This is a genomic window from Planomonospora parontospora, from assembly GCA_014647935.1.
In the GTDB taxonomy this organism is placed as follows: domain Bacteria; phylum Actinomycetota; class Actinomycetes; order Streptosporangiales; family Streptosporangiaceae; genus Planomonospora; species Planomonospora parontospora.
Map to the genome: position 1 here is coordinate 1 of BMQD01000066.1, position 5,206 is coordinate 5,206.

The 5,206-nt window shown below is 74.8% G+C and carries 2 protein-coding genes; both read right to left on the bottom strand.

Annotation, left to right across the window (positions count from 1 at the left end):
• Positions 1-3,677 (bottom strand): non-ribosomal peptide synthetase (locus IEZ07_RS35045; protein WP_191898736.1); only part of this gene is annotated, 3,677 nt, incomplete at its 3' end.
• Positions 3,674-5,206 (bottom strand): condensation domain-containing protein (locus IEZ07_RS35050; RefSeq protein ID WP_301549380.1); only part of this gene is annotated, 1,533 nt, incomplete at its 5' end. The genes IEZ07_RS35050 and IEZ07_RS35045, both read right to left, overlap by 4 nt.

Below are 5,206 nucleotides of genomic sequence, written 5' to 3' on the forward strand. Positions count from 1 at the left end.
CCACGCCAGAACGCCGCCTGCCCCGCCGCCACACTCCCCGGCTCGGCCTCATCCCCCAGCAACTCCCGCTGCCACAACGCGTAATCGGCGTACCGCACCGGCAACGGCGCCCACCCCGGCTCCCGCCCCTCGCAACGGGCCGCGTACGCCGCGATCACATCCCGCGCCAGCGGCCCCATCGACCACCCGTCCGCCGCCACGTGATGCACCACCAGCAACAACACCTGCTCGTCAGGACCGAGACGGAACAGCCGCGCCCGCAGCGGCGGCTCGGCCACCAGGTCGAACCCCCGTCCGGCGAAGGCGCTCAACGCCTCGGCGAGCCCGGACTCCCCGACCTGCTCGACCTCCAGCGGGAACCCGCCCGGTCCGGACCCGTCACACAGCTCGGCGGCGTCGAGGATCCGCTGGAACGGCACCCCACCCACCTCCGGCAACACCGTCCGCAACACCTCATGCCGCCCCACCACATCCCCCAACGCCCACGCCAGCGCCCCCACATCCACCCGCCCCACCAGCCGCAACGCCACCGGCAGGTTGTACACCCCCGACCCCGGATCCAACCGGTTCAACACCCACAACCGCCGCTGCCCGAACGACAACGCCACCCCGCCCCCCGACCCACCCTCCAGCCCGCCTCCCGGCCCCGCCACCGCCCGCACCGGCGGACGCACTACCCCCGACGCACCCTCCACCACCCCCGCCAACCCCGCCACCGACGGCGCCTCGAACACCGCCCGAACCGAAACCTCCACCCCCAAAACCGACCGCACCCGACCCACCAACCGCACCGCCAGCAGCGAATCCCCACCCAACGCGAAAAACGACTCCTCCACCCCGACGCCCTCGATCCCCAGCACATCCGCGAACACCCCGCACAACACCTCCTCCACCACCGACCGCGGACCCCGCCCCCCACCCCCACCCGACACCTCCGGCACCGGCAACGCCGCCCGATCCAACTTCCCGTTCCCCGTCACCGGCAGCCCCGCCAGCACCACCACCGCCGACGGCACCATGAACCCCGGCAACCGCTCCGCCGCGAACCCCCGCACGCCGTCGGGATCCGGCTCCTCCCCCGAGACCTCCGGCACGACGTACGCCACCAGCCGCCGATCCCCCGGCCGGTCCTCCCGCACCACCACCGCCGCACCCGCCACCCCCGGACACCGGGCGAGCACCGCCTCCACCTCACCCGGCTCGATCCGGAACCCCCGCACCTTCACCTGCGCATCCGCCCGCCCCAGAAACTCCAGCACCCCGTCCGCACGCCACCGCACCACATCCCCCGTCCGATACATCCGCTCCCCCCGCGAACCAGACACACCGAACGGACACGCCACGAACCGCTCCGCCGTCAACGCCGACCGGCCGAGGTAGCCGCGGGCCAGGCCCGGCCCGGCGAGGTACAGCTCACCGGGCGCACCGGCCGGGACCGGGCGGAGTCGCCCGTCCAGCACGTAGGCGCGGGTGCCCCGGACGGGGGAGCCGATCGGCGGGACCCCGCCGGGGCGCAGCGGGCCGCTCATGGTGGCGGCGATCGTGGCCTCGGTCGGGCCGTAGGCGTTGACCATCGACCGGCCGGGAGCCCAGCGCTCCACCAGCCCGGGCCCGCAGGCCTCGCCGCCGACGACCAGGGTCCGGAAGCCCTCCAGCCGTGCGGCGGGCACGCTCGCCAGGGCCGCCGGGGGGATCAGCGCATGGGTGACGCGCCGCTCCTCGATCGCCACGGCCAGCTCCGCACCGCCGTACACGCCCTCGGGCGGGACGACCAGCGCGGCCCCGGCGGCGAAGGCCATGAGCATCTCCATGACCGAGGCGTCGAAGCTCGGCGAGGCGAACTGGAGCACCCGGCCGTCCGGTCCCACCCGGAGCCGGTCCCGCTGCGTCGCGGCGAAGGCGGCGAGGCCCTCGTGGGTCACGACCACGCCCTTGGGGCGGCCGGTCGAACCCGAGGTGTAGATCACGTAAGCCGGGTTCCGGAGTTCCACCCGGACCTCGTCCTCCGTGAGGTTCCCCTCCGCGAAACTGGACACGTCCGCCGCGGCGAGCAGCTCGCCGCCGACCACCAGGACCGGACGCGCGTCGTCCAGCATGGCGGCGATCCGCTCGGGGGGATAGCCGGGGTCCACCGGCAGGTAGGCGGCACCGGCCTTGGACACGGCCAGCGCGGCGACGACCAGGTCGGCCGAGCGCGGCAGCAGCAGCGCCACCACCCGTTCGGGGCCCGCTCCGCGCCGCCGCAGCAGCCGTGCCAGCCGGTTGGCGCGGGCGTTGAGCTCACCGTAGGTCAGGGTCGTCCCGCCGTCCACCAGCGCGGCGGCCCCCGGGGCCCGCGCCACCGCCGCCTCGAAGAGTCCGTGCAGCGTACGGCCGGGCACCGGATCACCCGTGTCGTTCCACTCCTCGACGATCCGCCGCCGCTCGGCCTCCTCCAGCAGGTCGAGACGTCCGACGAGGGTGCCGGGCGCTCCGGCCGCCGTGGCGAGCAGCCGCCCCACCCGGCCGAGCAGACGCTCCGCCTCCGCTGCGGTGAACAGGTCGGGCCGGTGATCCAGGCGGAGCGTGAGCCGCTCGCCGGGGACGGCGGCGAGCGCGAGCGGGTAGTGGTGGGCGTCGGCCGAGCCGAACCCGGTGAGCCGGAGATCGCCGAGGGAGGCACCGGCCGCGGCCGGGTCGAACGGGTAGTTCTCCAGGACGGTGACGGTGTCGAAGAGAACGCCGCGGTGGATCTCGGTCAGGCCGAGGTGGTGGTGGGGCAGCAGCTCGGCCTGCTCGTCCTGGAGGCGGGCCAGCAGGTCGCCGAAGGACTCGCCGGGGTGGAGCCGTACCCGGACCGGGACGGTGTTGACGAACAGGCCGACCATGCGCTCGACGCCGGGCAGTTCGGGCGGGCGGCCCGACACCACGGAGCCGAAGACGACGTCGTCGCGTCCGGTGAGCTGGGCGAGCACGACGCCCCAACTCGCCTGGAGCACGGTGTTGACCGTGACGCCGTGCCGGCGGGCCGTCCGGGTGAGGGCCCTCGTCAGCTCGGCGTCCAGCTCGAGACGCACCTGCTCCGGCGGGGCGGCCGCGGCGGGTGCTCCGGGTGCGGCCAGCGTGGGCCCGTCCACCCCGTCGAGCGCCCGCTCCCACGCCTCCCGCGCCGCGTCGCGGTCCTGCCGGGCCAGCCAGGCCAGATAGCCCTTGTACGGCGGCGCGGGCGCGGCCTCCACGTCCAGGTAGAGCGCGAGCAGCTCGGTGATCAGGATCGGCGTCGACCAGCCGTCCAGCAGGATGTGGTGGTGGGTGAGGACCAGCCGGTGCCGGTCCGGTCCGAGCCGCACCAGCGCGAACCGGAGCAGCGGCGGCCGGGCCAGGTCGAAGGGACGGGCCCGCTCCTCGGCGGTCACTCGGCCGGGTTCGTTTCCGGCGACCTCGCGCCAGGGCAGGTCGGCGCGTGCCGGCACGACCTGGACGGGCCGGCTGAGATCCTCGTGCCAGAAGCCCGCACGCAGGTTGGGGTGGCGGTCCAGGAGCCGTTCGGCGGCCCGCCGCAGCCGGGCCGCGTCGAGCGGGCCGTCGAGGTCGAGCGTCACCTGGGCGGTGTAGACGTCGTGCTCGTCGTGCAGGGCGTGGAAGAACAGGCCCCGCTGCAGCGGCGAGAGCGGAAGGATGTCCTGGACCTGCGTCATCGGTCCTCCCAGGCGGTCTGGATGCGGTCGATCTCGTCCTGGTCGAGTTCGACCAGGAGGTCGCTCGGCGTGTGCCCGCCGGAGTCGTGCGCGACCAGCCCGCCGAGCGCGTCGAACCAGGTCCCGGCCAGCTCCTCGGCCTCCGCCTCGGTGAGCACCCCGTCGGGCCAGGACCAGACCGCCTCCAGGTGGGGGCCGTCCGGACGGTCGTGGACGGTCGTGTTGATCTCCAGTACGTGGGCCACCGGCATCTCCGGGTCGTGACCGCCGAGCTCCGCCGGGACCACGTTCCAGTCGCCCTCGCCGGTCGCGACCCGGCCGAGGTGGTTGAAGACGATCTGCGGCCGGGGGAGCCCGTCCAGTTCGGCGGCGCTCTCCAGGGCGAGGTGGCGGAGCAGGCCGTACCCGATGCCGTTGTCCGGAACGGCCCGCAGCTGCTCCTTGACCTGTTTGACCGCCCGGGTGACGGTCCGCCCGTCGGTCCAGGCGGTGGCGCCCGCGTCGAGCCGGACCGGGTACAGGGTGGTGAACCAGCCGACGGTCCGGGACAGGTCGACGCCGCCGGCGATCTCCTCCCGGCCGTGGCCCTCCAGATGGAGCAGGACGGAGGTGCCCCGCCCGCCGCGCTTCCGTCGCCAGTGCGCCACGGCCAGGGTGAGACCGGTGAGCAGCACGTCGAGGGCCCGGCCGTGGAAGGCCGCCGGGACAGTGGTGAGCAGCGGTTCGGTCCGCTCGGGCGGCAGCGTGAGCCGGAGCGTGCGGACGGTCGCGACGGTGTCCTTGTCCGGGTCGAGCGGCCGGTGGCCGATGCGGGGGTCGGGTCCGTCGAGGATGTCGATCCAGTCGTCCAGCTCACCTGTGCGGGTCCGGGCCTCGTCCCGGAGCATCCGCGCCCACGTCCGGAACGACGTCGGCACCGCCGGCAGCACCGGAGCCTCACCCCTGCGAGCCGCCTCCCAGGCCGCGAACAGATCCGGCAGCAGGATCCGCCACGACACCCCGTCCACCGACAGGTGATGGACCGTCACCACCAGCCGACCCGACACCCCCGGACCCGCGTCCAGCCACGCCACCCGCACCATCCGGCCCGCCGCCGGATCCAGCTCCGCCCGCGACCGCGCCGCCGCCTCGGCCACCACCCGCGACCATTCCCCCGCGACCTCCACTCGGCGCACGCACTCGTCCGCCCGCACCGATCCGGGCGGCGGCACCTCCAGCACCCCTCGACCGTCCCCGCGCAGCGCCTCCGCTCCCGAGCAGACCAGCCGCAACGCGTCGTGCCGGTCCAGTACGGCCTGCAGCCCGGCCGTCAGCGCCTCCAGCCCCAGCTCCGGTGGGACCCGCAGCACCACCGTCTGGCTGAACCCGCCGATCGGTCCGTCCCGTCCGGCCAGCCAGTGCATGATCGGGGTGGGGTCCACCGGACCGATCCCCGCCCCCTCCGGCTCCCCCACCGCACCGGCCGCCTCCTCGGCCGCCACCGCCGCCAAAGCCCGCACACTCTGGTGCCGGAACACCTCCCGCGGCGA